Raw genomic sequence first — 24,767 nt, 5'->3', positions numbered from 1 at the left:
CGCTTCCGGTCGTTTTCGGTTTTTTTTGGTGCGTTTTTTTTAGCGAAATTGAGTGGTTTTACATGGCGACACAAAAAGAAGTTGCTGAATTTTTTGGTCATGAAACTCGCACAATTCGCAACTGGCAAAAAATCGCGGGGTTCCCGCAATCAAAGGGCGCAGGCGGGTTTTGTATTCAGTCTGTCGCACGTTGGCGGATCAGTTATTTAGAGTCGTTAAAATCGGCAAAAGTAGATCCTGCATTTGATCCTGTTGAAGACGATGAAAAGGCGCTCGAAATAGCGGAAAAGAGAGCCAAATTAGAGGATCGCCTGCTCATTATCGAAAAGCGCAAGTTTGACTTATCAATCATGCGTCAACAATTTGCACCGATCACGGTCATTACTCGAACACTTGAGCGCGTGGCTGTGTCGTTATCATCCAATCTCGAATCACTGTTACCACACATCAAACGCTCATGGCCAGACATGCCAGCGGAGTCAGTCGATGTGATCAAAAAAGTGATTGCGCAATGTCGCAACGGAGTCGCAGAAATTGAACCAGACCTGTCAGACTTCAATCCAAGCGATTTTGAAAGCAGTGAAAATGGGGTTGAGTCCACTCAAGACTGAAATCCCACAAACTGCAGTTGAATGGTGCGACCAACATTTTTACCTGCCCGAAGGCTCAAGCCAAATACCGGGCCAATGGAAAACCCAGCCCGTTCAGTTTGCACTGCTGAACATGATGGGCAACGATGCAATAAAAGAATTCACGCTACAAAAACCAACCCGCTTCGGCTACACCAAAATGTTAGCAGGTGCCATTTGGTACTTGGGCGTACACAAAAAACGCAGCGCTGTTATTTATCAGCCAAATGATGATCTCGCAAAGCGCTTTACAGTCGACGAAATGAACCCGCTCTTGCCAGTGGTTCCCGCTATTCAAGCGGCCTTTCCCGACTGGATGCTAAACAACGAAAACAACACCATCAAAAAGAAAGTCTGCACAGGCTTTTCGTTTGATATTTTAGGGGCAGAATCACCCAACAACTTTCGCGCCATGACCAAACAAGTGGTTGTTGGCGATGAAATGTCAGCGTGGAAAGTCAACAGCGGTGAAGGCGATAACGTCAAGGTTCTGCGCAACCGAACAAAAGGCGCAGCGTTCGCCAAGGCCATTTTTGGCTCAACCGTGACATTTGCTGGCGATATTATCGAGCGCCTGCTCGAAGAAGCCGATTGTGTTTTTCAGTTTCATTTACCGTGCCCACACTGCGGGCACGAACAAACACTCGATTGGGGCTCAAAAGAAACCGATCACGGCATCAAGTGGGATCAAAGCCAAACAACAATCGAAGAAGCCGCGCAAACAGCTCATTACGTCTGCGCCAATCACAGCTGCCGCCAAAGCCCAAGCCAAGGCAAAATCTATTACAAAAGCCTGATTAAAATGGAAGAGGCGGGTAAATGGGTCTGTGAAAAAACAGGTATCTACACGCACGATGGCATCCAATTTTACAGCGCAGCAGGCTCAAAAATCAGCGCACCCAAGCGCGTTGGCATCAAAGTCAGCGCGCTTTACTCACTTAATTTAACCGAGGGCTGGGTCGAAATAGTCCGCGAATGGCTCGATATTCGGGGCGATGCCGACAAACTGCAAGCCTTTTGGAATCTTGTTTTAGGGCTACATTGGCAACCAGCCAACACCAAGCGGCTCGATTACAAAATCTTGCTTGATAAACGCATACCATACAAAGCGCAAATACCCGATGACGTGGTGTATTTAGTCGCTGGCGGCGATACGCAAGATAACCGCATGGAAGGTTTTGTGTGGGGTGTCACAGCCGACAACCGCAAATATTTAATTGACCGACTCTATCGCATGGGCGACCCACGCGACCGCGATGTGCAAGACACAGTAGTCGAATTTTGCAACCGCGAATACACCAACAGCCTTGGCCGCACGCTAAAAATAGCGCGTATTTGTTGGGATATCGGCGGCCACCGTACCGAAGTGGTCTATGCACTGTCAAAGCGCGTGGGTTTGTTGCGGTTTATTCCGGTTCGTGGTGCCAATGCATACCAGCGGCCAATCCAAGATTTTCCAAACAAAATTAATAAATCATCGGGCACGTTTTTAACGCAGGTCGGAACCGACACCGCCAAAGACCAATTTTATGCAGATATCGAAATTCCACTTGGCGAAAACCGCGCCATTTATTTACCACTCGATGACCGGATCTGTGACGAAAACGTCTGTAAACAACTGGTGTCCGAAATTCGGGTGCCAAAAAAAACCAGCCGAGGCGTCATTTTTGTGTACGACAACGAAGGCAGGCGAAACGAAGCACTCGACTGCTTTGTCTATGCCCTCGCTGCATTGCAAATATCAATCGAAAAATTTGGTCTCAATTTAGCCGACCAAGCAACCAAAACCGAACAAACCAAACTCAGCTTTAGCGAGCTGGGTAAAAAACTAGGTGCCGCATGACAACACTGACAACCGCGCAAAAACTGGCCGAAGCGCAAAATGCTTATCACCAGCTGATAACAGGCACCGCCACCGTGGCAATTACCCGCAATGGCCGAGCCGTCACATTTAACCAAGCCAACAAGGCCGACTTACTCGTGTATATCGACGAGCTAAAACGCGAACTTGGCCAAACCAGCACCCGTCGCCGTGGGCCAATGGGAGTATTTTTATAATGGATTTACTAGCAAGCGATGGCGTCACCCCACTGCGCCAGCATTTGGGTGCATACACAGGCGCAAGTCACGGGTTTGGTGGCCAATTATCAAATTGGAACCCAAGCAGCAAAAGTGCCGATGCCGCATTACTGCCGCAACTTAAACAAGCCAATGCCCGTGCCGACGACTTAGTGCGCAATCATGCACTCGCTACAGGCGGGGTGCAATTGCATGTAGACAACATAGTGGGTTCGCTATTTCGCCCAAGCTACAAGCTCAATTACAAAGTGCTTGGCATGGACGAGCAAGACGCCCGCACATTTATCAAAGAAGCCGAACAAGCCTTTATCGAATTTGCCGAATCACCGCAATGCTACATCGATGCAGAGCGAAAACGCACCTTTACCATGCTAGTGCGAGCCATTACCGCAGGCCATTGCCATCATGGCGAAGGCATGGCAGTGGCAGAGTGGATCAGCCGTCCCGGCTCACTGTTTCGAACCGCAATAAAACTGGTGTCACCCAAGCGGGTCAGCAATCCCAACGGCCAAAGCAATAACAACCGCTTGCGCGCCGGTGTCGATACCGACCGCCACGGGGCTGCCCTTGGTTACTGGGTTAAAGAAGATAATTACAGCGATTTTGGCGACCTCGACAGCTACGGAGGCAATTGGAAATACGTAAAACGCGAGACAAATTGGGGTCGCACTCAGTTTATTCACGTGTTTGAACCGCTTGAAGCAGGGCAAAGCCGAGGTGCCAACCTGTTTTTGTCCAGCATGGAGCAAATGAAGTCGCTCAGCACATTGCAAGACACCAAACTGCAAAACGCCATCATCAACGCCATGTATGCAGCGGTGATCGAATCCGAACTCGACTCAGAGCAAGCATTCCAGCTGATATCAGGCGAAGGTGGGGCAGAGCAAATGCAAAAGTGGATGTCCTACATGGGCGATTACCACGCCACAGCAGGCATCAAGCTTGGCGGGGCAAAAGTGCCGCATTTAGTACCGGGCGAGCACCTAAAATTTACCCAAAGCAACAATGCCGACAACGGTTTTACTGACCTAGAAGCCAGCATGCTGCGCTACATGGCTGCAGGGCTTGGGGTGAGTTACGAGCAGCTTAGCCGCGATTACTCAAAAGTGAGTTATTCCAGTGCTCGCGCATCAATAAACGAAGCGTGGCGCTACACGATGGGCAAGCGCAAAGTCATTGCCGCCAAATTTGCCAGCCTCGTGTTTGGCATATGGCTCGAAGAAGCTTTGCACAAAGGCATTTTAACCGCACCAAAATCACGGTTTAGCTTTTACGAGCGACGCGATGCGTGGACCAAATGCGAGTGGATAGGCGCAGGCAAGCTCAGTATCGACGGCTTAAAAGAAGTCAAAGAATCAATATTGCGCATCGAAGGTGGCTTGTCTACTTACGAAAAAGAGCTCGCACTGATGGGCGAAGACTATCAAGAAACCTTTGAGCAACAAGCCCGCGAAATCGCAGAGCGCAAAGCACAAGGTTTACCGCCACCAAGCTGGATCACCAGCTTGCAACTATCACCAGAGCAAACAGAAATGGAGCAAGCCTAGTGAGCGAAAACAGTTTTGCGCACATACTGAGTCGCGCCTGCAATCAAGCGCAATTTATTGAGCCAACCTATGCTAATACTTTTTTTAGCTACCTTGGCCAGCGCGCAGGTGCGCACAGTTTTGTCGATAGCCAAGGCAATACACTCAATCAAGCCGACATGCAAATTCAAGCCGCCAGTTTTAGCAACCCACGCGAGCGCGAACGGCCCTACCAAGTGCAAAATGGCCTTGCTATTTTGCCAGTGTCGGGCACGTTATTGCACAAATACGGCTACATCAACCCACGTTCGGGCTCAACCGGTTACGATGGTATTTTAGCGCGCATCGACGATGCCATTAACGACCCCGAAATCAAAGCCATTATGCTTGATATCGACTCACCCGGCGGTGAAGCGGCAGGCTGTTTTGATGCCGCCAATCGCATAAAACAAATGAGCCAAATCAAACCCATTTATGCGCTGTGTTACGACACCATGTGCAGCGCGGCAATGGCCATTGGTTCAGCCTGCACCGAGCGCTGGATCACACAAAGCGGCCGCGCTGGCTCAGTTGGGGTGGTCATTGCCCATGCCAGTTACGAAGAAAAGCTCAAAACCGATGGCGTAAAAATTACGCTGATCCATAGCGGTAAACACAAGGTTGATGGTAATCCTTATCAGGATTTATCAGCCGATGTGCTCAGTAAAATACAGTCCAATCTTGATAAAAACCGCGATGCATTTGCAGAGCTGGTTGCAAGCAACATTGGCATGAGCAAACAAGCGGTGCTCGACACCGAGGCGCGAGTTTATCAAGGTCAAGAGGCGGTCGATATTGGCTTTGCTAACAAAGTCGTCAACGGTTTTGATGCCATTCCGCAGCTGCTCGACATCATCAATTCAACATCATTTAAACAAAGTCAAACAACAGGAGTGGCTATGTCACTAAAACCAAACGAGGCACCTGCAGCTAGCAGTGCCACTCAAGTCGCAGCGCAAGCAAACGCGCAAACAACTGCAGCACCGACAGCGGCAGAGCAAACAGGCCCAACAGCCGAACAAGCAACGGCTCAAACGGCAGCTCAAGCCGCAACAGCCGAGCGTGAGCGCTGCCAAAGTATTTTAACAGCAGCCGATGCCATCGGTAAAACTGCAATGGCCACGCACCTTGCGTTTAATACATCCATGTCGGTCGATGATGCCGTGGCACTGCTAAAAGTAAGTCCAGCAGAGCAAGCCGCCGCTGTCGCACCCACACAAAACATGGCCGATGCACTCACAACCGCCATGGCGAGCACAACGCAGCCTAATTTAGAGACAACAGGGGATGCTGAAGAATTATCAGCAGACCAAAAAGCCGAGCAACAATTGCTGGCGTCCTTTTCAGCAGCCACAGGAGCTAAATAATGCCAGTGTTAACACATGAGCAGTACATCGCAGGTGAGCGCCAAGTCACCACCAACATTGGCACCTTTGCCAGTGGTCAAACCGTGCTAAAGCGCGTACCCATTGCCCGCGTTAGTGCATCGGGCGAGCTAAAACCGTGGGCCCCCTCGGCTACAGATGGCACACAAAACGCAATTGGTTTAACCGTGTTTGATGTCGACGCAACAGGCGGTGCAACTGAGTCTGTTTATCACGATTCGGGTTGTTTTAATCCTGAGCTAATCGACTGGCCCGCAGGCGCCACAGCCGCACAAAAAGCCGCGTGTTTCGACCGCACATCAATTGCAACTAAAAAAGTAGGTTAATCAATTATGTTAGATCCAATTTTTACACCTCGCGCTTTACTGGGCGTGGTCAACAAACGTGCGCGTTTGTCATCGTTCTTTTTAGATACGTTTTTTCCAAACGTGTACACGTTTCCCACTGAAAAAGTCAGTTTAGATGTGATTGACGATGCGGTTGATTCAGCCATGTTTATTGCGCCAGAAGTCGACGGACAAGTCATTAAAACGCGCGGTTACGAAACCCGTGATTTAGTGCCTGCATCGCTTAAACCAAAACACATGGTTGACCCAAAGAAAACGCTAAAACGTTTACCTGGCGAAGCCGTTAATGGCTCGCTCAGTTTAGCGCAGCGCCGCGAGGCGGTAATCGTGCAAAACATGATGGACGAAGAAAAAGCCATTGCTCAAACCGAAGAATGGATGGCCTCACAAGCGGTTATTTTTGGTCAGTACACCTGCGAAGGCACTGAGTTCGAAAAAATCAATGTTGATTTTGGTCGCTCGGCCGCTAACAACATTACGCTAACTGGCGCTGCACGTTGGTCTGTGCAAGACAAGCCAACGTATGACCCATGCGACGACATCACCAACGCCACCGCAGTGTGCGAAAGCGGTGTCAATATTGCTGTATTTGACCAAGCCGGTTACAACCTGTTTGTTAGTTTCAAAGCAGTTAAAGACAAGCTAGAAACACGTCGCGGCTCAAGTTCAGCCCTTGAAACCGCGTTAAAAGATTTAGGCAAAGACGTGTCAATCAAGGGGTATTTGGGCGATGTATTGATTGTGGTTTATACGGGCTATCGCATTGTAAACGGCACAAAAGCACCGTACATGCCAGCTAATACGGTGGTTTTAGGCCACAGCGATTACCAAGGTGCGCGTTTGTACGGTGCTATTTTAGACGACGATGCAATCAAAGATGGCCTGTCAGAAACAGACCGCTATCCAAAAGTGTATAGCACTGTTGGCGATGTATCGCGCACGTTCACCGTGCTTAAATCAGCGCCGCTCATGGCCACGCCAAACCCTGACGAGTTTGTCACCATCACGTTTGCATAAACGAGATGGTTGCACCTCATTAGCGCTGAGCTAATCAACCCAGGCCGCACACCCTAAGTTGTGCGGCTTGTTTGTTTTTACCCATTTTTTAAAAGTGAGCGAACCATGGCGAAATCATCCACTGATAAACCAACCGTCGATAAAACAGCCCTTATTACCACACTGGCCGAACTGAGTATTTTGCTCGGTACCGAAATAGAACCCGCCAGCGACATCAATGCATTAAAACAACAAATTGCCGATGCCGAGCGGCTACTAGCAAGCCAAAGTGATGATGATCACAATGATGATCAAACGCAAGAACACGCAGCAATCGAGCAAATCGAAAACACAGTGAATGACGATGTCGTAATAGCAGACGAACTAACCGTACTGGTGCAGGCAAACCACACTATTTGGACCCAACACCAAGGCGAGCGCATTGTGCTATTAAAAGGCGAGCAAGCCATCTGGCCAGTCGAGTTAGCGCGCAGCCATGCCAATGACGGTCACGTTATTTTGCTAGGCCCAACAAAATGAGTTGGCCTAGCAGCTTTGAAGCCGAAACTCGCGCCTTTAAATCAATAGCCGAGTGGGGCGCATTTGCTACGCAACCGAGCAATCTGGTTGCATGCCATCTTGATGTGCAATATCGCAGCAATGCCGATCCGTATTCGAGCATTAAAAAAGACAAAATCACACTGATTACGTTTTTGCGGGTCGATGTTGCAGGCATGGCGCAGGGCAGTGTATTTGTGCTAAACGGCAAATCGTATTCGCTCAACATTATTGACGATGAAGACGAAATCAGCGTCACATACGTGGTTTTATAGCGTTTATAACAAATATAGCGGTTAAAGCGGGGCAAACATGGCAGACATCAACGTACTTGGCACGCGCTTGCTGGAGCTAAAACAGCAAAACGAAGCCGCACTTCGAAGTGCAGTGGCCAATACAGCACAGTTTGCACACACCCAATTTAGTAACGCCATTTACGATAAATACAATTTTAAACAACGCGATTACGTGGCGCACAACTTGGACGTGGCCATTAACAATCAATCGCTACTGTTTAAAATTAGCGCCCGCCAGCGCCTCACCAACGCCATTGAGTTTGCCAACTCGCCTTTATACCGCCAAGGCAAACAAGGCCAGCAAGTATTAGCAGGTTACAGCGGGGCATATTTACGCGCCAAGTCGGGCACGTGGCGCGGTGCGTTTAGTTTTGTTGGCAAAAACGGCAACTTGTTGCTGGCGTATCGTAAAAAAGGCGAAACATGGCGCGATATCCCAAACAAACTGCCGTTTGGCCCAAGTGTGGCAGGTGCATTTGGCGTGATAAAAGACGACGCCGCACCCGCCATTGTTGATCACTTGGTTAAGTTGTATCAGCAAGCCCTTTAACTGCCCATCAAAAAAGGTAACACAATGAAAGCAAGCGCTGATCAAGTGCTCGATAAACTCGTTGAAAAGCTCAGTGTAGTCGCACCCGCCTGCACAGGTTTTTATCAATATGGCCGCTTAAGCACTCAACTGCCGTGCATTACCGTGCAAACCACTGAAATTAAAACCAGTAAAAACGGCCAAAAAGACGAGCTGCAAGTGCTCGTCATTATCAGTGCCGATGCACTGGCAACGAATGCCGACAGGCTCTTAATAGCGCTCTGTCAAAACGTGCAAAAAGCACTGTTATCAGAGCAAAAAATCAATAGCAATTTAGATGGCCTAGCTCGCGAGATTGTTGAATTAGCTGATGCCAAAATCATTGCGCCCGACCCAAACCAGCCCACAGCACAAGGGCTGCTTAATTACAAAATTATTTATTAATCTACTTATTAACAAACTAAGGAGCCAATAATGGCTGGTTATTTATTACGTGGCGAAGTCCACATTCAAGCGGTAAATGCGGCAGGCGTTCCAACCGGCGGCATTTTTGGTCCAATCAATGCTACAAGCTTAGAGCTAGAGCCAGATGCCGAGCAAAAAATCCGCACATCTAACAACCGCAGTACACACGGTAAAGCACTTAACACCGTTACCACGTCAAAACCTACAAAAGTTAAATTGGCATTTGATGAAGTCAATTCAGATATTTTAGCTGCCATCTTAGGTGCAAGTTCATCCACATTTAATCAGGGTGCGGCAACGGTAACACCAAAAACAATTACGCTCACATCCGATGGAAAGTGGTCAGAACTTGGTCACAAGCAAGTAGTTGATGCGGGCTTTGATGCAAAAAAAGGTGTAACACAGCTAGTTGTGGGTACCGATATCGAAGTTAATTACGCGCTGGGTTTAGTACGACCAATAGCTGGCGGCACTGTTGAAGCAGGCGGTGATGTTGAGATTGGTTATACCGCACTTGCGTTAAGTGGTACACAAATCAAAGGTGGCCAAGTGCAGCACCCAAAATGGCGCGTACTTATGGACGGCATCAATATGGGTAATGATGCAAAAGTAAGCTTGGAAATTCCATTTGCATCATTGCAAAGCACAAAAGCCATTAATTTTGTTGAAAATGAATATGTATCAGCTGAGTTTGAAGGCGTTGCAAACGTACCAACAGGTCAAACCAATGACTTTGTTTATCAAGAAATTACAGCTTAATTTTTAAAAAAATAAGCATTTTTAAGGCCCAAACACAGCTTTGTGTTTGGGTTTTTTATTGCCAAATTTTGAGGTTGTCATGGCGTTTAAAGATACTGTTGTCGAATTTATAATTAAAGGCCGTGATTTATTCAGCCCAGCCGCCGACAAAGCCGCAAAAACAGCGGCGCAACTAGAGCAAACAAGCAAAGCCCTCAATGACGAGCTAACAAACATTGAGGGGTTGCAAGCACAAACCAAGCGTTATACTGAACTAAGCACTACACTTGGTAAAACCGAGCAGGCTTATAAAGATGTAAGCCTAAGTTTAAACGAGCAGCTACAACAACAAAAACAATCAAAAGCCGATTTAAACGCCGCGCAAACCGCGTACGACAATGTAAAAAAATCACTGGCCGCACTCGAAGCCGAGCAAAAGCAAAGTAACAGCACCTCAGCTCAAACTAAACAAGCCATTACGCAAAAGCGCGAAGAGCTAAACAAACTTGAGCTTGAATACAAACAAGCGGTCACAACTAACGCGCAATATAATTTACAAGTTAAAGAAACCCGCACCGAGGTTAACAAACTCGGTACCACCTTTAATAAAAACAAAGCCGAACTTGCTTCGCTTGAAAGCTCGCTTAAAAGTGCCAATGTTGATTTAAACAAACTCGGCAACGAATCAAAAGAGCTCGAAAAGCGCCAAAATGCCGCAAAAATAGCCATTGCCGATGTTAATAATCAGCTTGAAAAACAAGCGCGAGTACTGAATGCAAGTACTAAAACAACAAAAGATTACAGTGGCAGCGTTAAAGGTGTTGTAAAAGATTTAGCGTTACTTGCCACAGCTTATGTTGGCCTAGATCAAGTGGGGCAGTCACTTAAAAGTATTTTCACAACTGGGGATAAATTCGAAAAGCTCGGTATTCAAATGACTGCGCTTATGGGGTCTATTGCTGATGGCGAAAAAGCCACTGCATGGATTAAAGACTTTACTAAGAATACACCACTGCAAATGAGCGAAGTGAGTGAAGCCTTTGTAAAGCTGAAAGCTTTTGGTTTGGACCCGATGGACGGAACTTTGCAAGCCGTCACCGATCAGGCGCTAAAGCTGGGTGGTGGTTTTCAAGAGGTTGAAGGTATTAGTTTAGCCCTCGGTCAGGCGTGGGCCAAACAAAAACTGCAGGGCGAAGAGATATTACAACTTGTTGAGCGCGGTATTCCTGTTTGGGATTTGCTCGAAAAAGTTACGGGTAAAAACACAATTGAGTTAAATAAGCTATCAAGTGCCGGTAAATTAGGCCGTGATGTTATAAAAGCGCTTATCGATGAAATGGGAAAAGGCGCAGCCGGTTCGGCAGCCGCAAATATGGCGCTGTTATCAGGCCAAATATCTAACGCTAAAGATAATCTAGACCAGTTTTATAACTTAATTGCTCAATCAGGTGCAATGGAGTGGCTAAAAGGCCAAATTTCATCACTGAATAAGCAGTTTAGCGAAATGGCGGCCGATGGCAGTTTAAAAAAATGGGCTCAGTCAATTAGTGATGCAATTGTATCAATTGGCAATGGTATTAAATCAACATTTACCACGCTGTATGAGTTTCGTGATGAAATTGCAACGGTCGCAAAAGTGTGGCTCGCGCTTAAAGTCGGCAACTTTTTTAGCAATATTGTCAGCGGAAGCACTGCGGCCATATTGTCATTAAAACAGTATGTAACGAGTGTAGTAGCAACCGATGCAGCCACAAAATCTGCAACTTCATCGGCAACAAAGTGGAGTGCAGCACTTCAAACAATTGGTAAAGCGGGTTTATACACCTGGTTAATTGATGAGTTAATCAAAGTTGGCTCGTTATATAAAAGCTTGTTGAAAGCTGAAGAATCCGTGCAGCAATCGCAGCAAAAGAGCGTAATTTCAGCAAAGTTACTTGCCGATCAGTTATTGCAAATATCAAAAGCCACAGGTCTAAATATTACCTCAATGGCTCAATTCGATAAGTTAGTTGCTGATGGTAAGTTGGTATGGGATGAAAAAATAAACAGCTATGTCACAGCTGTGAAAGCTCAGGCTGATTTAACCGAATCAAATCGTTTAGCTGCAATAGAAGAGGAAAAGCGCCAAGCCATTATTGCCAAAAATATTGAGTTGTATGGCGCTGAAATTGCGGCATACATGGATGTTGATGCGCAACTAAAACAGCTTAATCAGTCACAAGTTCAATCAACTAAAGTGCGAGAGTTAAGTGTTGCTGAGTCATTAAAATTAATTGAGACACTTGAAGTTCAAGCACAAAGTTTAGATGGTGTGCGTGTTGGTGTAGACGGTTTTATTTTAAGTATTGATTCTGCTAAAGCCGCAATGCTTGGCGCGGGTGAGGAATACTCTCAGCAAATTGTGATCCTTGATAATTTAAAAGCTAAATTTGAAAGCCACAATGAATCACTTGAACGTCAAGCTTTTTTAGCGGGTGATGTAAGTAAAGCATATACGGAGCTGGGTTTAACTGCGGGTAAAACTCTCGATGCCACAGCGACAAAAATGCAAGGCGCATTTGAGTTAATTAAACAATCAAATGAGCCAATCGCACTTCAACAACAAGCGTTTTTAAAATGGGCAGATGCGGCAATAAAAGCCGCAGATGCAACAGGTAAAACGGTCCCAGCTAGCGTTGAGGCTGCGGCAGCAGCACTTGGTTTAACCAAAGAGCTCGATAAACTCATTACTAAAGCAAGTGAGTTAAAGCCCGTCAACGACACCAACAGCGATGCCGTTAACCGTTTTACGGCTGAAATCAAAAAAAGCAACGAAGCAATAGCAACCAATCAAGCAGTGCTTGCAAGCTCCACGGCCACAGCCGAGCAAAAAGCGCAGGCGCAAGAGTTGTTAGTTGTGCAGCAAGAGCGATTGATAGATCAAACTAATCAGCTCACTAAAGTGCAAGAGCTTGAAAAAGCAAACTTGTATCAGCTGCAGCTTGAGCAGCGCAATTTGTCTGACGAGCTTGAGAACGTCAATCAGTTGTACGCTGTTGGGGCGCTCACCGCTGAAGAGTACACCTACAAAAAAGAGCAACTTAATGACGTGCTCGATGTAGTGAATAACTTACTCGGTGATTTTAAAACCGCACAAGACGATGCAACCACCGCAACAAAGCGCGGCACACAAGCAACACGTGAGCAAGTGCAGGCAAATGAGCAAAGCACAAAAAGCTTGCGTGACAACCAGCGCGAGCTTGCAAACGTCTCGCGCTCGTATCAAGTTGCAGCCAATAGCGCCAGCCGTTTTAGTGCAGCTCAAGGTGCAAGTGTCGATAAAGCGGTTGATTATCAGCTTAAAAACGAGGCTAACAGTGGCAGTGCGCTCGATACCGATGCAATCCGCGCTGAAAAAGAAAACCGCGCCCAAGCCGAAATTGCCGAGCAGCAATTTAACAAGTTTAAAAACGCCATTGGTGCTAGCAATGTCACTATTAGTGATTTAAACGCGCTTTATAACCAAATTAATAAACAATTGAGTTTTTTGAGTTTAGAGCAGCGCAATCAGTTAAATATTGCCATCGAAGCACAAAAAAAAGCGCTTGAATCACAAAAGCAAACTGCCAAAGCTTATTCGCAAAACAGCAATAACAGCTACAGTGCGCCTACATCACGGCAAAACGGTGGTGGAAATAGTGGAAATAGTGGCAACAGTGGTGGCGGTGGCAATAACAACAAAACCAACCCAAGCGAAGCAGCATTAATGAGCGCCATTACTCAGCTAACCAATGTAATTGCTAGCAGCAATAACAAAACGCTGAGCAGTGCGCCCAGCAAAACATTGCGACTTGAGTTGGCATTGCCAAATGGCGATGTGGCAACAGCTGATTTACTTGGTGAATTTGAGGCGCACTTTATGCAAAAACTAGAGCAGTTGAGTCAAACACAATGATCACAATTACCAGCCCTACCGCACCCATCATCACGCTAGACCAATTTGTCTGGCGTGATGAATTTGCCGCGTTTGGCATTGTTGAGCAAACAGAACAGGCGCTGAACGGTGCGCCCGCCATTGAAAAAACCGCGGTGAGTGTTGGTCGCCCAATAACCCTGTTTAGCGAGTTTGAAGATGCAGCGCTCGTTGAGCAGCTTTTAAACTCAGCCAATACCGAGCTTGGCACAGTCACGCTCAATGTGCGCGGTAACAATATTGCTGCAACGTGGGACCACGCACAAAACCCAATTGACGCAACACCGCACCAGCTGTATTGCGATGCAAAACCCAACCACTTTACGCAAATAACCCTGCGCTTTAAAACTGTATAACAGGATAAACAATGCAAAGAACCGATTTAAAACTGTTTAAACCGCAGTTGATCAGCAATGATAATTTTGCAGGCGGCCACCGCACTAACAATGAGGTGGTGAGCGGGCGCTTAAACGATGTATTTAAACCTATTTCTGATGTTGATCACGCACGCAGCGCGTTTGATTTAGTCAAACTCTATGCCGCTGTAAGCACCAACAATGCAGAGCGCCTGCACGATGCAAAAGTGTTTATATCTGAGCAACCAACAGACGAGCTGGTTAATACACTCATTATTGAGCTGCCACAGCTAAAAGACAGCCATTTGCTGAGCGACATTAAAAACCAGCTTAAACTGAGCTCAACTAAGTTTCACGGTATGTCGCTAAGCACAGCGCCAAGCACACTAAACACAATTACAGTGCAAAAAACCAAGGCGCCATTGCTGCCAAAAGCGAAGCGTACTGTGCCAAAAGTGGGTATTAATGCGTTTAGTTTTTACCCCAACAGCAGCATTAGTCATCAGCCGATGCGCCGCGTATCAATTACCGCTGGCGCAACCGATTTAGCGTTTTTTAGCTTACCCGTTGATGATTTATTTTTAGATAAGCCTTGGTATGGCAGCCAAAGGTATTATTCAAGCGGTGGGTATCAATTGGTAAGCCCGATTGACAAACCATCCGACGCTGACCAAGTCAGTTATGATAGCCAGTCAAACACGTTTAACTTTGCGCTTAAATGGCCGCTGCGACAGGGGCAAACATTTACGTGGCAATATTTATCAAATAAAGACTATCGCTACCATGCCTATGCCATAACACCCACACTTACATTAGCCGCAAACGAAACCATCAAACCTCGCACGTGGCGCATTAAAAAAGCGGGCGATACACAGGTTTATACCGACAACGGCAATGGTATTTTTGCAGATAGCACAGGTGCAGTATTTGCACAGGGCAATTACGACACAGGCCAATTACTGCCCGCTGAAAATGTTGAAACCGTTGCCAGCATTGCAGATGATTTGGGTTGTGTGGTGACAATCGCAACAGTCGAAAACCAAGCATATCCCACGCAAATTAGTTTTAACTTACAAACCAACAGCTTTGCTATGAGCTCGCTGTATTTAAAATTTACCACCGACACAGGCGCGGTATTTAGCGCAGCAGCCGACAGCGCAGGCAATATTAGCCACGCCAATGTCACTGGCACAGTGAGCAGCAATGGTGATGTCAGTTTAACCATTCTAAATAATACCAACATTAGCCGCATTGATTACGATATCAATGAGCTCGAAACCATTGTGATCCCAAGCGGGTGGCTTGGTATTGACGAAAATACACTGCCAAACAAGGGTGTAGTTAATATTATCGACCAATACGCGACTGTTTCTGTGCAGCACCGCGAACGTGCTGAGTATGCCACGCTTACCAGCGGCCAAACGCTTAGTTTATTAGCCGGTGCCAACTTTGTTGATATTGTCGACGCCAATGGTGCAAGTTTATACAGCCCAATCGATGCCAATTATGGCTACGACAAAAGCACTGGCATAGCAACAATCAACGCAGGTATTAGCAGTTTTAGCCCGCCGTTTATTGTTACTGCAGTGCAGCGCGAACTCGCCACCGTGATTGATATTGATAACAACAATACACTCACATTATTAAGCGATTTAACCCGCATTTATCCTGCAGGTTCGGTTGTCAGTAGCGTGTATGTGCTCGGTGACTTGCAAGCGCTGGTTAAAGACGAACGCACCCTAAGTGCGTGGCAAAACAACTTTGGTGGCACAGGTGCGGCAGCGTCAAACAGTTTAAACACTCAGCAGTACCCAATAGAATTGAACAACAAAGGCGCGATAGCGCAACGCTGGGTCATTGTGTTTAGTTCAACCACGGCATTTAGCGTGATTGGCGAAGACATTGGCCAAATTTACTACGGCGATACGCTAAACGATTTAGTGCTGATGAACCCGTTTGTAAACGAGCCGTATTTTATCATTCGTAAAGAGGCGTTTGGTGCGGGGCTTAATCCGGGCGAGTGTTTTTTGTTTGAAACACTCACAGCCAGCAAACCGTTTGTTGCGACACGCGCAACATCGCCTGGTCATTCAAACATCGAGTACGACAAATCAACCCTAACATTTTCTGGCAACAAGGAGTAAAACATGGCACAAGCAGTTACCGTTTACCGATGGGATGACCCGGGTGCCCCGCAAATGAGCGAAGCCAAACCCAGCGAATATATTCGCATTATTAAAACGTGCCTCTGCGATGGTTATGGTACCAAACCGGCGCTTGGTTGGATTTTAGAAGAGTACGACCCTGTTGCTGTAAAGCTGGCGGTATCAAATGATATCGCTACCGGAGCAAGTGGCGGTTGCCTAACGATTAAACTGCATCCAACGCGCTCTGATAATGCGCAAGGTTTTATGCGTATTTATGCGAGTCGCGCCTATTTGAATAGTGAAAGTACGTTTAAAGATGGCCGCATTCATCATTTCGCCCCGCATGACATAAAGAATAAAAACTGGGTGATTATTGGCACCCAGCATGCGTTTTACTTTTTTGCGACCAATACGGCAGCAAATTATCAAACGTATCGCGATGATTATGGTCCAGCAATGCCGATTTTTTTTGCGGGTGATTTTATTAGTGCAATTCCTAATGATGCGGGGCGTTTTATAGCATTGACCGAGTCAACGACCGAAAACGACTTTCGCTCACAGCGCTATTGGCAGTTAGATTCGTTAATTCGAGGTACGACAGGAAGCGTGGCGCACCAGCGCGAAGTGATATGGCCTGCAGATGGCAGTGATACCAGCGCGTGGTATGGCTATAGAGTGCGTTATGATGTCGGTGATTTTAACGGCCAGTATTCTCGTTATACTCAGTCAACCATACCTAACGCTATTACCCAATGTTTACCGATTGAGATAATGCTGCAGGGTAAAAAATGGTATGAGTTAGACGCTAATAACGTGCTGTTTTCAGAGAGCATGACAACGCCATGGTACCGGGGTTACTTACCCGGCATGATGTTCCCCATCCAACAGGGCTATTTAAATGCTGCTTACCCACAAATTCGCGACATTAACGGCCAAAACCACTGGTTGTTGAGATGGAACTATTGGTCAATTAATCTGTGGATCAACATGGAGCAATGGTAATGTTTTTAGGTATTGAGCATTTTCAGGTGCAACTAAAATCCGACCCGAATTACAAGCAAAGCATGCTCACCATTGAGCATGACCCAAACGGTGAGCGTGTAATGGTGATGGACCGCAACACAGGCCGAGCCTTGCATCAATTTAAAGTGCGCACGCCTATTATGCTGTTTTATTTACCTGAGCGTTTTAGTCGTGACGCACACCTGCTTTGTCTGTTGCTAGATGACGATGGCGAGTTTAATGCCGCAGTGCAAGACAATGTCAAAGCCGAACTCATCAACCCTTACACTAACGAAGTGATAAGCCAGCCATGATCAAACTCACTTTAAAATCAGCGGGCGGTGTTGCTGTTTCGCCAATTAGGCTGTTTTTTGGTGAAGACAACGGCGGGCCAATTACGCCCGTTGAAGATAAAGAACTGGCGCTAGAATGCGGCTTTGTGTGGTTGAGCCCAGCCGCACTTGAGCAGCAAACAACACCTGTGTGGCAAACGCGCCCCGTTGCCCGTGAGCTCATTTTTAGTGTGCAAATTTTGCCACTAATTAGCGCAGAGATTGCCAAACCGTGGCGCAATGGCCTGCCAGAAAGTCAAGAAATTGCTTGCGCTTTTGGTGGCATTAAACCGATATCGCAAGCTTGCGATCTCCTGTGGCAGACTAAAATGAGCCAGCCACAAAGTAACACCGATTTCAACTGGCGTGGCAGCATGGCGTTATTGGGCACTGAGCGCACTGTGCATTGGCGACCACCCACTTTACTTGGCATTGAAAAACAACAACTGTGGCAAGGTGTCGCCAAGCCGGTAGCCCGCAATGTAGGTTTTTATTACGGCCCAAGCCCGCTCGAGTATATTTGTGTATGGCAAAACCACCCCCGCAAAGGGTTGGTGATTTTACGACTCGATGAGCCACAAACCGCACAGGCCACACCGCTAACTTTGCGTTTTGGCACACCGCAAAAAATATGTTACTGGGGCCACGGTGGCGGCAATATTCGCGCTTGGGACGACATCCCCGTAATTAACCGCAAAATCCCCATTGAGCCCCAATTAAGGACCAGTTATTTTATGCAGCCAACCATTACCTGCAAACGTGTAAGTGATGATCTTGATATTATTATCTCAAGCTTTAACAGTTCGCACTCGCGCAGCCAGTTTGCTGCAACGTGCAGCATTAACTTTTGCTCGCGCATTGATTACGAACGAGCGCTTAATCAGCTGCTTAAAATCACTGTTAATGGGTATGTGTTTTATACCTTTGTTGAGCAACCCAGCAGCTCGTTAAAGTTTGGCCAAAGTAGCTACAGTGCCACTGGTCGCAGCCGCTTTGCAGAACTTGCCGCACCGTTTACCAAGGCCACCAATTTTACTAACTCAACGCCCAAAACCTTTGCGGGTTTACTCACTGATTTAGTAGCCAATACGGGGTGGACTATCAACAATCAAATGCTGGATTACCCCGTACCAGCGCTTGCGTACAGTCATCAAAACAAAACCCCAGCTGAGGCCGTAAAAGCTTGCGCAGAAGCATTGGGCGCTATGCTGCAAGTTAACGACGACAGCAAGGTGATTACCGTGGTACCCAAATGGCCTGTGATGCCGTGGGACACACAAAACGCGGTGTGTGATGTGATCATTAATGACTCAGTGATTTTAGAGCACAGCACCGAGCAGCTCACCAACCCTGATGCCAACGTGGTATTTGTGCGCGGTGAGCAGCAAGGCGTGGCTGCAAACGTTAAACGGGCAGGGACATTGGCCGACAGCTATGCAAGCGATGTGGTTGATAAACTGATGACAGACGCAAAAGCCTGCCGCCAGCGCGGTAGCTGCGAACTGGCAAACGCAGGCAATAAAGAGCAAAGCACGCTGCGCACTAAAATAATGGACGATTTACCGCCCATAAAACCCGGCATGTTAGTGGGGATACGTTATGGCAGTGAGATTTACAAAGCCACATGCGACAGCAGCGCAATCAGTGCCACGGTTAACCAAAGCACAGGCGCAATCACTGTAAACCAGCGCTTTGTGCTACTTAAAAATGCTTAAAATACTAGTTAGTAAAAAGGTGATCTATGACCACGCTCAACCGCTTAAATGCCATCATCAGCAAACCCACACGCTTTATAGCCACGGTAACAGCCACGCACAATAACGACACCTGCACCGTACGCCACAGCGACAACAGCACTAGTTTAGTGTTTGGCAATGCACCGATAAACCAGCAGGTTTACATAAACGATGGCCGCATTACAGGTAATGCGGCCAATTTGACGTTTGTAGAGATAGAGGTGTAATCACTTCACATAATAGTGAAATTCATCAGGGGTAAGCTCCTCGATCTCTTTCTCTAATAATGCAATTTTTCGTGTGAGCGAGCTGGCTTTTTTTGTTTTACCAAGTTTATTGCATAGTTTGATGGCGTCTTGGTACATATCGATATGCTGCTTTAATATAGTTATTTTTTCTGCGTTACTTGTCATATAGTGCTGATAATTCATTGAATTTATCCCATAAAATCAGATGTATGAAAATATTTCAAATATTTTAAATATTAACGATCATTTGTTGATATTTAATTGATTCTAATGAATCAAAATGCAAAAGATTAGTGGTTACTAACCAATTAATTTTATTGCCAACTTATCCACAGAGCCCTTGGGTTGTGTCCCTTGCAATTAATAACAAACCACTCTATCTTGACTTCAACGCTGAGGTACACACTACATGTTGTACTTTTAGTGGAGGGGCGAGCACCATGTTCGAAGATGGTGCTCGTATAAACTCTTGCTAATACTTCTTAACAAGTGTTCAGGTTTGACAAGTTGAGCGTATAACATTAAGAAATATTCAGCAAGGCTAGACTGAATTTTTCGGAGGTGAAAGTTGAAATTCAACTTCTCTTTCTCTTTGGAAATTACAGATGCCGCGCTCATTAGTTTGCATAAATTATTGATTGCGATTGGTCTGTTATTTCCATTTTAACTTTTTAAGGGCTAACTTGAGTTAGCCCTTTTTCGTGATGTTTGTTCAAATTAGCGATAGCTGGGTAAATGGTTCAATCGTTTTTGGTTGTGTTATGACACTTGGCTCGGCAGGTGTCGGTTCTTCATCGCGCCAACGTTTAATGATTGGTTCGTGAGGGGCCAACCAGCGTCGCATATCATAAAACCGAATAAACTTGATTTGTTCGTAATAGAGTTTGCAGGCATTTTTATCAAAAATACTGTGCCTCATAATACAGTGCGCCTCGGGTTCGCGGCTTTGTGCGCGTGGCTCGCCATCAAAAACACAATCACGCAAACACTCACCCAAATGCACAATGTTGCCTTTTTTAAGCAGTTTTATTGCATCAGCAGGATCACTGTAATGTGCCTCTAAAATTGCGAATATTTGGCTAATTGGCCGCGGATCCAGCACTTCGTTAATCGATTTCCAATAAATATTTTGCGCCTCGCTCACCACGCCCGTCAAAAACCATCGCCGCTGATGCAACTCACCATTGTGTAAAAACGTCATCTCATCCATGTTGAATCCTTACCCTGCTTAGCAGTACTGGCCTTGGCATATGCAAAAAACCACACATTAAATCATTTTTTTTTGGCTTTACGCTTAGCTCATGCTCGCTTTTTGTTTTCTCCATTTTTTTTTGGCAACCGTATTTTCCCCTGGCGTGTCCAATAGCTTCAACCGTTCTATTTTCATTAAATTTATTGTTAAAGTTGCGGGCAAGTTCTGATCGAGCTAGCTGGCTGTTGTCTCTAAAATAAGCAATTTGTTCTGCAGTATAAGCGTCGCTTCTTCGCCACTGTTGCCTTGCAATTTGGTTGCCATACCTTGTGCGGGCCAAACCAATTGCAGTAACATCTTGTCTGGTGCCGAATTGCGCGTTGAATCGAGTCGTTAATTCTTTGCGATCAAGATGGCTATTTTCATAAATAAATAACTTATGCTCTTGTGTGTATTTTAATCTCACAATGACCACCTTATGCTACTTTTTGTATATAGATTTGAGCGTGCTCGTTAAGCTCAAACTCGTTTAATTCAATGCCGCAAAGCTCTTTTAATTTGTAATGCGTGAGCCTGACAGCTTGTTGATTACTTATAAGTTTGTCTTGATTGTTTACACAGCGGTTAATCCAGTGATCTGATGTGCGATAAAACAGGCTTTTATCAGCTAAAAACTCAAGCTTACTTTTCCAATCGTTAGGATGATTTACCAATAAATCTTTACCAAGTAATGCGAGTGCTTTTAATGTCACAGCGTGGGGTAAGATAGAGTTTTCGCGATAATATTTTGCGCCTTGGCCTTTCATGCCTTCGCGCAGTTCAATTAGATGGATTTGGCTTGGTATATTAATGATGTCGAATAAACAGTCTGAATAATTGATCAGGTCATTTTTGCTTTGCTCGCTCAGTTCGTTACCTGTAAACAACGCCGCAAAATCTTTTAGTGTTTTTAACGAATAAACTTTATCACTGGTGCCGCTCACCGTGTTTTTTTCGTATTCAATAATGCTTCGAATGCTTGATTGGCTAAATATATCAACCACACAACTATCAAACTCACTACGGCCGTTATAGGCAATACACAGTGCTGCAGCGGGTGTTTTTTGTGTAAAGTTAATGTCGTGAAATGCTTGTTTACGCAATTCAAGCGGCATATTGTGAAAAAACATGATTGGTACTGATTGATTTGATAATTCTGGCGCAAGTGCCATTGCTTCTCGGATCCCAAAGGCTCGATGCTGACCATCAAACAACATAAACTTTGATGTAATGCTAACCTCAATTTTGCCAACACTCATAAACCCATCAAGCGGCACTTCGATAAATTCAAAATCACCCTCAATAAAACCAACTAACGGCGGTATAACATAAAAACCATCTACATTGCGGCTTAAATAAGTGGCTACTTTTTTAGCTCTTGGTTTATCAACAAGCCTTTGCGAACGTTGGTTTACGTCCATGTGATCATCTAATTTAAGCATCGATGCTAATACGCGTAGTGGTACCGTTGCTTGGTAATAACAACGGTTAGCCTGTACGCCCCGAATAGCCGCCAGTGAGTATTTAAATTCTTGCATTTGTTGTTTCGCTCCAAAATTAAATATCATCTTTGATATATTATGATGTAATATATATCATCTATGATATAAAACAATATCATTTTTGATATATTTCAAAAATAAATTTATAGTGAGCGGGTTTTAATATGATTGAGCAGAGCAGCGTGCCAGTAAAAAAAGAGCCAAACCGATACAGCGCCATTGTGTGCCAACAGCTTAAAGGCAAAATAAAAGGCAAAGAGTTGTTTGCCAAAGTCTATGGCCGCGAAGGCACACCCAGCGAAGTGCAAACATTTGTTAACCGGCTAAACCCAAACCGCTCGAATCCTGGTGCCGATATCATCGGCGAACTTGTCGAGCGCTTACCGCATTTGCACGATGTAACACTGGCTGAGTTTTTTGGCTTGGATAAAAACAACAAGGGCTGAACTATTAGGCCATTCCTAATAGTTCGTTTTCATGATTAAAATGCGGTTGGGTAGGGTGGTGTTCGGCCAAGCCGAGCAGCTGGTAAAAGTTGAACTATCCGGAAATACCGGATAGTTGCTTGGTATCATTACAAAAGCCAATACCAAACAAAAAGGGCACTAATCGCCCTTGGTTATTCTATTTTTATTTTTAGCTTTTTTGCATCATCTGAATTTAAAATAATGCCGGTTGGCATCCCCGCCAAGGCGGGGAACAGTGGTTTTATGAATAGAAATTAATGATTGCGTGTTGAATTTCGCGTACTTCCTCGCGGAACTGGTCAGATATACCGTCAGCATTATCAAGTGGGTCGCGCTCAGATAATAAGTATTCGGTTAATTCTTCTTTTGAAAACGCATTGTTTGCAACGTTTTCTAATGACTCGCTTAACGATGTAATTGTTGCTATTACTGCATCATGATTAAAGTCTTCAGTGTTAAAGTAAAATTCAAGATTTTTAATTTGGTTTTGTAAGTTTTTCATAATTTTATCACCTATCTTTTCGTGAACTGGGTTAGCGCCCTTTGCCCTAACCTCTGAAACTAATATTAATATGGGCGCACCCATAAAGCAAGTACTTTAGTTGAAATAATTTAATTATTTTTTCAAACTCTCGGCAAGTAACTCAAACGCCTTTAATAATGCGGCTTCTCGCGTTACTCCGCACTGACTAATAATTTCATCAATGCGAGCTTTCTTGTTGGCTGCGGTCATTTCTGTACTGTCACTAAAGCGCACAGCGCTAAAGGTTGGTGTACCAAGTCGCTTAGCACTGCGCTTTTGCTCTGCGCGTTGTAGCGCTGTTAGTTGCTCTGTCATGTTAAATCCTCACAAAAACCGTACTGGTGGGTGGTTTTAATAATCCCCATAGCCTTCACTCATGATTGAGCGTATAGCCTGTTTTTTTAAGTTTGCTGCTTTCTCTTCTGCACCCAACTCATTAGCGTCCTTGTGGCCTTGTAATGTCAAAGCCGTTGCTGCTTTGCCACACGTATAAACGTATGCAAACAATTGCTCGCCATTAACGTGCGTAGGCACTATTTTTGTGTAGGCAACCATGTCACCATCGTTATTTTCTACAAGTTTGTTAGCAACATCTACTCTTCTTTTGCCGCGTAAAGTATCAACTAATTTCATAAATCACCTATCTTTTCGTGATGGGTTAGCGCCCTTTGCGCTAACCTCTGAAACTAACATTGGCATGGGCGCACCCATAAAGCAAGTGCTTTAGTTAAAATAATTAAATTTATTTTTAAACGCCGTTTGCGTTGATCACGGTTGGCGGCAACCACTTGTAAATAAATTTACGTTCGCTTGTGCCTTTGCTGCCCTTCCAAAAGCCATGCCAGTGGGCGCGACGTATGTGTGGCGTTGGGCTGTTGCGGGTTTCGCCGCTTGGCTCACTTAATACCGCGACTAATTGTTTGGCGATTGTTTCGCCAACTCGCCACACTTTTGGTTTTTTTGGCGGAAATAACTTCCAATCGCCTTTTACTTTTTTGGCTTTTGGTCGCGCTGGTAGCTCACGCTCGATTGGCTCAATGTCAGGCTGTTCGCTGCATAAATACAGCAATAGGCTAATACAATGATGTGCAATGGCGCTTTGTTGGGTGATCATGGCATCAACGGGTAATTGATATTTGTTAAACTCGCCTTGTTTTGCGGCCTCGCTAATAGCGCGATCAATGGCCTCGGTCACTGTCCAATCACCCAAGTGTAAAATAATGGGGTAAAGGGCGTCTTCGCTGTCGATTAATAATCGCAGTTCTGCGCGGCCCGTGTTTATGTCGCGCTCTAAATGCGCAAAAAAACCGTATTCATCAAGGCTTGGGGTTTCAACGTATAAGCCCCACTCGGGTAGTCGAAATAAAACTTCAACGGGTATATCACCCTTGGCAATTGTGTTGCTAATGCTTTGGTAAACGCTGGGCTCAAAACGATAAACGCCTTGAGTATAGCGCCACGCAATGAGTGCGGATAGGCGCGCCACATCGCCCGCGCGCTCAATCGGCATATTGCCGCCACCGCTAACAATGGCATAGGTTGCTGCCATCGGTAAAAAACACCAACTTGGCCAGTCGGGTAAATCTTTACCCTTGCTTAGCCTAAATTTATTAACCTGTTGCCACACATTAGGGTAAAGTTTGCTTGCGGCATTTAAATGTTCAGTCGGTCGCATGTTATTCCT

Annotated in this window: 28 protein-coding genes; 20 read left to right on the top strand and 8 right to left on the bottom strand. The window is 45.7% G+C overall.

Features of this window, described 5'->3' with window-relative positions; all coding sequences use genetic code 11:
- Positions 1-62: 62 nt before the first annotated feature.
- From AC3KZC_RS14440 to AC3KZC_RS14350, 19 genes are all read left to right on the top strand, one after another.
- Positions 63-611, top strand: a complete 549-nt coding sequence (locus tag AC3KZC_RS14440; protein WP_490576929.1) for a hypothetical protein — start codon at positions 63-65, stop codon at positions 609-611.
- Positions 586-2,472 (top strand): terminase gpA endonuclease subunit, encoded by a 1,887-nt coding sequence (locus AC3KZC_RS14435; protein ID WP_490576930.1) that lies wholly within the window; start codon positions 586-588, stop codon positions 2,470-2,472. Before AC3KZC_RS14440 ends, AC3KZC_RS14435 begins: the two co-directional genes overlap by 26 nt.
- The gene (gene gpW / locus AC3KZC_RS14430) at positions 2,469-2,687 is read left to right on the top strand and encodes a gpW family head-tail joining protein (protein WP_490576931.1); all 219 of its coding nucleotides are present in this window, start codon (positions 2,469-2,471) and stop codon (positions 2,685-2,687) included. The genes AC3KZC_RS14435 and gpW overlap by 4 nt, the downstream gene beginning before the upstream one ends.
- Positions 2,687-4,255 (top strand): phage portal protein, encoded by a 1,569-nt coding sequence (locus AC3KZC_RS14425; RefSeq protein WP_490576932.1) that lies wholly within the window; start codon positions 2,687-2,689, stop codon positions 4,253-4,255. The genes gpW and AC3KZC_RS14425 overlap by 1 nt, the downstream gene beginning before the upstream one ends.
- Positions 4,255-5,640 (top strand): S49 family peptidase, encoded by a 1,386-nt coding sequence (locus tag AC3KZC_RS14420; protein WP_490576933.1) that lies wholly within the window; start codon positions 4,255-4,257, stop codon positions 5,638-5,640. The genes AC3KZC_RS14425 and AC3KZC_RS14420 overlap by 1 nt, the downstream gene beginning before the upstream one ends.
- Positions 5,640-5,984, top strand: coding sequence for a head decoration protein (locus AC3KZC_RS14415; RefSeq protein ID WP_490576934.1), 345 nt, complete (start codon positions 5,640-5,642; stop codon positions 5,982-5,984). Before AC3KZC_RS14420 ends, AC3KZC_RS14415 begins: the two co-directional genes overlap by 1 nt.
- Positions 5,985-5,990: 6 nt before the next feature.
- Positions 5,991-7,022: a major capsid protein gene (locus AC3KZC_RS14410; protein WP_490576935.1), complete on the top strand. Its 1,032-nt coding sequence runs from the start codon at positions 5,991-5,993 to the stop codon at positions 7,020-7,022.
- 105 nt (positions 7,023-7,127) lie between these two features.
- Complete coding sequence (locus AC3KZC_RS14405; RefSeq protein ID WP_490576936.1) at positions 7,128-7,541, top strand: hypothetical protein; 414 nt, start codon at positions 7,128-7,130, stop codon at positions 7,539-7,541.
- A complete protein-coding gene (locus tag AC3KZC_RS14400; RefSeq protein ID WP_490576937.1) occupies positions 7,538-7,834 on the top strand; it encodes a hypothetical protein in 297 nt (98 codons plus the stop codon). The genes AC3KZC_RS14405 and AC3KZC_RS14400 overlap by 4 nt, the downstream gene beginning before the upstream one ends.
- A gap of 37 nt (positions 7,835-7,871) precedes the next feature.
- Positions 7,872-8,405, top strand: coding sequence for a hypothetical protein (locus AC3KZC_RS14395; RefSeq protein WP_490576938.1), 534 nt, complete (start codon positions 7,872-7,874; stop codon positions 8,403-8,405).
- Positions 8,406-8,429: 24 nt separating this feature from the next.
- Positions 8,430-8,828 carry a hypothetical protein gene (locus AC3KZC_RS14390; protein ID WP_490576939.1) on the top strand — a complete coding sequence of 133 codons (399 nt, stop codon included), beginning with the start codon at positions 8,430-8,432 and terminating at the stop codon, positions 8,826-8,828.
- A 30-nt stretch (positions 8,829-8,858) separates the two neighbouring features.
- A complete protein-coding gene (locus AC3KZC_RS14385; RefSeq protein WP_490576940.1) occupies positions 8,859-9,608 on the top strand; it encodes a phage tail tube protein in 750 nt (249 codons plus the stop codon).
- Positions 9,609-9,687: 79 nt separating this feature from the next.
- Positions 9,688-13,521: a tape measure protein gene (locus AC3KZC_RS14380; RefSeq protein ID WP_490576941.1), complete on the top strand. Its 3,834-nt coding sequence runs from the start codon at positions 9,688-9,690 to the stop codon at positions 13,519-13,521.
- Positions 13,518-13,895, top strand: coding sequence for a hypothetical protein (locus tag AC3KZC_RS14375; protein ID WP_490576942.1), 378 nt, complete (start codon positions 13,518-13,520; stop codon positions 13,893-13,895). The genes AC3KZC_RS14380 and AC3KZC_RS14375 overlap by 4 nt, the downstream gene beginning before the upstream one ends.
- A gap of 11 nt (positions 13,896-13,906) precedes the next feature.
- Complete coding sequence (locus AC3KZC_RS14370) at positions 13,907-16,039, top strand: hypothetical protein (protein ID WP_490576943.1); 2,133 nt, start codon at positions 13,907-13,909, stop codon at positions 16,037-16,039.
- A 3-nt stretch (positions 16,040-16,042) separates the two neighbouring features.
- A complete protein-coding gene (locus AC3KZC_RS14365; RefSeq protein ID WP_490576944.1) occupies positions 16,043-17,044 on the top strand; it encodes a hypothetical protein in 1,002 nt (333 codons plus the stop codon).
- Entirely contained in the window at positions 17,044-17,358 is a 315-nt protein-coding gene (locus AC3KZC_RS14360; RefSeq protein ID WP_490576945.1) for a hypothetical protein, read from the top strand. The genes AC3KZC_RS14365 and AC3KZC_RS14360 overlap by 1 nt, the downstream gene beginning before the upstream one ends.
- Positions 17,355-19,091: a hypothetical protein gene (locus tag AC3KZC_RS14355; RefSeq protein WP_490576946.1), complete on the top strand. Its 1,737-nt coding sequence runs from the start codon at positions 17,355-17,357 to the stop codon at positions 19,089-19,091. The genes AC3KZC_RS14360 and AC3KZC_RS14355 overlap by 4 nt, the downstream gene beginning before the upstream one ends.
- Before the next feature lie 26 nt (positions 19,092-19,117).
- Positions 19,118-19,339: a hypothetical protein gene (locus tag AC3KZC_RS14350; protein WP_086742666.1), complete on the top strand. Its 222-nt coding sequence runs from the start codon at positions 19,118-19,120 to the stop codon at positions 19,337-19,339.
- On the opposite strand, the gene AC3KZC_RS14345 is transcribed toward AC3KZC_RS14350, so the two are convergent.
- The 4 genes from AC3KZC_RS14345 to AC3KZC_RS14330 form a co-directional block, all read right to left on the bottom strand.
- Positions 19,340-19,543 carry a hypothetical protein gene (locus tag AC3KZC_RS14345; protein ID WP_490576947.1) on the bottom strand — a complete coding sequence of 68 codons (204 nt, stop codon included), beginning with the start codon at positions 19,541-19,543 and terminating at the stop codon, positions 19,340-19,342.
- Positions 19,544-20,072: 529 nt separating this feature from the next.
- Complete coding sequence (locus AC3KZC_RS14340) at positions 20,073-20,570, bottom strand: hypothetical protein (RefSeq protein ID WP_490576948.1); 498 nt, start codon at positions 20,568-20,570, stop codon at positions 20,073-20,075.
- The gene (locus AC3KZC_RS14335) at positions 20,563-21,018 is read right to left on the bottom strand and encodes a hypothetical protein (protein WP_490576949.1); all 456 of its coding nucleotides are present in this window, start codon (positions 21,016-21,018) and stop codon (positions 20,563-20,565) included. The genes AC3KZC_RS14340 and AC3KZC_RS14335 overlap by 8 nt, the downstream gene beginning before the upstream one ends.
- Positions 21,019-21,028: 10 nt before the next feature.
- Complete coding sequence (locus AC3KZC_RS14330; protein ID WP_490576950.1) at positions 21,029-22,129, bottom strand: DNA sulfur modification protein DndB; 1,101 nt, start codon at positions 22,127-22,129, stop codon at positions 21,029-21,031.
- Between the two features lie 128 nt (positions 22,130-22,257).
- Between AC3KZC_RS14330 and AC3KZC_RS14325 the strand changes: the two genes are divergently transcribed.
- Positions 22,258-22,539 carry a hypothetical protein gene (locus tag AC3KZC_RS14325; protein ID WP_490576951.1) on the top strand — a complete coding sequence of 94 codons (282 nt, stop codon included), beginning with the start codon at positions 22,258-22,260 and terminating at the stop codon, positions 22,537-22,539.
- 262 nt (positions 22,540-22,801) lie between these two features.
- Here the strand turns inward: AC3KZC_RS14325 and AC3KZC_RS14320 are convergent, their stop codons facing one another.
- From AC3KZC_RS14320 to AC3KZC_RS14305, 4 genes are all read right to left on the bottom strand, one after another.
- Complete coding sequence (locus tag AC3KZC_RS14320) at positions 22,802-23,062, bottom strand: hypothetical protein (protein WP_490576952.1); 261 nt, start codon at positions 23,060-23,062, stop codon at positions 22,802-22,804.
- Between the two features lie 114 nt (positions 23,063-23,176).
- Entirely contained in the window at positions 23,177-23,398 is a 222-nt protein-coding gene (locus AC3KZC_RS14315) for a hypothetical protein (protein ID WP_490576953.1), read from the bottom strand.
- Between the two features lie 36 nt (positions 23,399-23,434).
- Positions 23,435-23,716 carry a hypothetical protein gene (locus AC3KZC_RS14310; RefSeq protein WP_490576954.1) on the bottom strand — a complete coding sequence of 94 codons (282 nt, stop codon included), beginning with the start codon at positions 23,714-23,716 and terminating at the stop codon, positions 23,435-23,437.
- Positions 23,717-23,831: 115 nt separating this feature from the next.
- Positions 23,832-24,758: an AcrVA2 family anti-CRISPR protein gene (locus tag AC3KZC_RS14305; protein ID WP_490576955.1), complete on the bottom strand. Its 927-nt coding sequence runs from the start codon at positions 24,756-24,758 to the stop codon at positions 23,832-23,834.
- Between the last annotated feature and the right edge of the window lie 9 nt (positions 24,759-24,767).

The sequence above is a fragment of the Pseudoalteromonas sp. J2K-J031 genome (assembly GCF_058197095.2).
This window is presented reverse-complemented; position numbering and strand designations above follow the sequence as displayed.

Bases quoted from the DNA above. Each gene is read 5' to 3' on its own strand.
- AC3KZC_RS14440 (WP_490576929.1), top strand. From the start codon at position 63: ATGGCGACACAAAAAGAAGTTGCTGAATTTTTTGGTCATGAAACTCGC.
- AC3KZC_RS14435 (WP_490576930.1), top strand. From the start codon at position 586: ATGGGGTTGAGTCCACTCAAGACTGAAATCCCACAAACTGCAGTTGAA.
- gpW (WP_490576931.1), top strand. From the start codon at position 2,469: ATGACAACACTGACAACCGCGCAAAAACTGGCCGAAGCGCAAAATGCT.
- AC3KZC_RS14425 (WP_490576932.1), top strand. From the start codon at position 2,687: ATGGATTTACTAGCAAGCGATGGCGTCACCCCACTGCGCCAGCATTTG.
- AC3KZC_RS14415 (WP_490576934.1), top strand. From the start codon at position 5,640: ATGCCAGTGTTAACACATGAGCAGTACATCGCAGGTGAGCGCCAAGTC.
- AC3KZC_RS14410 (WP_490576935.1), top strand. From the start codon at position 5,991: ATGTTAGATCCAATTTTTACACCTCGCGCTTTACTGGGCGTGGTCAAC.
- AC3KZC_RS14405 (WP_490576936.1), top strand. From the start codon at position 7,128: ATGGCGAAATCATCCACTGATAAACCAACCGTCGATAAAACAGCCCTT.
- AC3KZC_RS14400 (WP_490576937.1), top strand. From the start codon at position 7,538: ATGAGTTGGCCTAGCAGCTTTGAAGCCGAAACTCGCGCCTTTAAATCA.
- AC3KZC_RS14395 (WP_490576938.1), top strand. From the start codon at position 7,872: ATGGCAGACATCAACGTACTTGGCACGCGCTTGCTGGAGCTAAAACAG.
- AC3KZC_RS14390 (WP_490576939.1), top strand. From the start codon at position 8,430: ATGAAAGCAAGCGCTGATCAAGTGCTCGATAAACTCGTTGAAAAGCTC.
- AC3KZC_RS14385 (WP_490576940.1), top strand. From the start codon at position 8,859: ATGGCTGGTTATTTATTACGTGGCGAAGTCCACATTCAAGCGGTAAAT.
- AC3KZC_RS14380 (WP_490576941.1), top strand. From the start codon at position 9,688: ATGGCGTTTAAAGATACTGTTGTCGAATTTATAATTAAAGGCCGTGAT.
- AC3KZC_RS14375 (WP_490576942.1), top strand. From the start codon at position 13,518: ATGATCACAATTACCAGCCCTACCGCACCCATCATCACGCTAGACCAA.
- AC3KZC_RS14370 (WP_490576943.1), top strand. From the start codon at position 13,907: ATGCAAAGAACCGATTTAAAACTGTTTAAACCGCAGTTGATCAGCAAT.
- AC3KZC_RS14365 (WP_490576944.1), top strand. From the start codon at position 16,043: ATGGCACAAGCAGTTACCGTTTACCGATGGGATGACCCGGGTGCCCCG.
- AC3KZC_RS14360 (WP_490576945.1), top strand. From the start codon at position 17,044: ATGTTTTTAGGTATTGAGCATTTTCAGGTGCAACTAAAATCCGACCCG.
- AC3KZC_RS14355 (WP_490576946.1), top strand. From the start codon at position 17,355: ATGATCAAACTCACTTTAAAATCAGCGGGCGGTGTTGCTGTTTCGCCA.
- AC3KZC_RS14350 (WP_086742666.1), top strand. From the start codon at position 19,118: ATGACCACGCTCAACCGCTTAAATGCCATCATCAGCAAACCCACACGC.
- AC3KZC_RS14345 (WP_490576947.1), bottom strand. From the start codon at position 19,543: ATGAATTATCAGCACTATATGACAAGTAACGCAGAAAAAATAACTATA.
- AC3KZC_RS14340 (WP_490576948.1), bottom strand. From the start codon at position 20,570: ATGGATGAGATGACGTTTTTACACAATGGTGAGTTGCATCAGCGGCGA.
- AC3KZC_RS14330 (WP_490576950.1), bottom strand. From the start codon at position 22,129: ATGCAAGAATTTAAATACTCACTGGCGGCTATTCGGGGCGTACAGGCT.
- AC3KZC_RS14325 (WP_490576951.1), top strand. From the start codon at position 22,258: ATGATTGAGCAGAGCAGCGTGCCAGTAAAAAAAGAGCCAAACCGATAC.
- AC3KZC_RS14320 (WP_490576952.1), bottom strand. From the start codon at position 23,062: ATGAAAAACTTACAAAACCAAATTAAAAATCTTGAATTTTACTTTAAC.
- AC3KZC_RS14315 (WP_490576953.1), bottom strand. From the start codon at position 23,398: ATGACAGAGCAACTAACAGCGCTACAACGCGCAGAGCAAAAGCGCAGT.
- AC3KZC_RS14310 (WP_490576954.1), bottom strand. From the start codon at position 23,716: ATGAAATTAGTTGATACTTTACGCGGCAAAAGAAGAGTAGATGTTGCT.
- AC3KZC_RS14305 (WP_490576955.1), bottom strand. From the start codon at position 24,758: ATGCGACCGACTGAACATTTAAATGCCGCAAGCAAACTTTACCCTAAT.